Annotated in this window: 1 pseudogene; it reads right to left on the reverse strand. The window is 77.9% G+C overall.

Annotation, left to right across the window (positions count from 1 at the left end):
• Positions 1 to 430, reverse strand: a pseudogene (locus ACWJ6R_RS38065) (ribonuclease E/G); the annotation flags it as partial.

Here is a 430-nt window from a genome sequence, read left to right on the forward strand (position 1 = left end):
GGGGCTGCTGGACCAGGGGAGGGGCTCGGGGGGCCTGGAACAGCGGCTGGAACACCGCGGCGGGGGCCTGGAAGGTCACCGAGGGCACTTCGGCGCGCCCCTGGACGGTCAGTCCGAACGGATCGGTGAACAGACCCGGCCGGTCCTCGCCGGACTCCTCCTCGGCCGGCGCCTCAGCGGGCACCGAGAGCAGCAGCGACGCCGCGACCTCCGCGGCCTCGGCCGTGGTCAGGTCGACGGGCGGCTCCGGCTCGGCCTCCGCGGCGACCTCGGCGGCCTTCTTGCGCGTGCGGGTCCGCTTGGCCGGGGCGGCGGGGCGCTCCTCGGCGGCTCCGGCCTCCGGAGCGGAGACCTCCTCAGTGGAGACCTCCTCCACCGCTGCGGGCTCGGCCGCGGCCTTGCGGGTACGGCTGCGCCGCGCGGGCGGCGC

It is taken from the genome of Planomonospora algeriensis (assembly GCF_977012225.1).